This window comes from Parabacteroides sp. AF17-3, assembly GCF_003635445.1.
In the GTDB taxonomy this organism is placed as follows: domain Bacteria; phylum Bacteroidota; class Bacteroidia; order Bacteroidales; family Tannerellaceae; genus Parabacteroides; species Parabacteroides goldsteinii.
In genome coordinates, this window is record NZ_QTMM01000022.1 from 1 (window position 1) to 798 (window position 798).

Consider the following 798-nt stretch of genomic DNA (forward strand, 5'->3'; position numbering starts at 1 on the left):
GACAGTTCATGGAACAGGTTTCCCTTGAAATAGACTTCTACCGTATCGAGCATTTCTTCGGGACGTATCGGGGTTGCTGACATCCCCAATACACGGGCCTCCGGATTGTTATCTATTACTTCCTGTACAGCTTTTCCCCATACCTCGGCTCCGAAATGATGGAATTCGTCGATAATGATATGATCCGCTTTGAGTTCCCCCACTGTTCCGCGATTCAGGACTAATGCCTGGAAAGTCCGGTAGGCGACATGCGGCATTGTCCTGCCGATTGCTTTTTTGATCTCGGCGATAATCGTAACATTAGGAGCAATAACCAAAATATCATCTTCTGAATGATTGACGATATAGCGGGCAATCAGATAGGATTTTCCTATACCGGTAGCCTGTACAACGGCTCCGATCCTGTTTGTTTTGAATCCTTCCTCAATTGCCCGGTAAGCCGCTTCATTATGTGAAAACAGTTCAATATGCTTTCCCGTTTCCAAGCTTTTCAGATAGCTTTCATCCGAAACAGTCAGTCCATGCAGTTCAAAGGAAAGTGCCTCCGGAAGATAGCCTCCATGAGCCAGGATACGAAACTGATTACAGCCGCACATTTCTCCGATTCGCTGCATTTCAGTATACTGTCTATCCACTTCCGGCAAGCCAACAGGTTCCTTATTCCATACCTCTTTTACAATGAAAGTAACGGAATCTTCCCTGAAGCCTACCAGCAGACAGCCGGATTCTTCAGTAACAAAATAATGATAAGAATGATAAAGATCGCAGAGTGACATTCAGAAAATATGTCAATACTAG

General features: G+C 44.7%; 1 protein-coding gene. It reads right to left on the reverse strand.

The features are described 5' to 3' along the window. Nucleotides 1–776: DEAD/DEAH box helicase (locus tag DWW91_RS23845; RefSeq protein ID WP_158599476.1), on the reverse strand; the 776-nt coding region annotated here is incomplete at its 3' end. Nucleotides 777–798 lie beyond the last annotated feature (22 nt).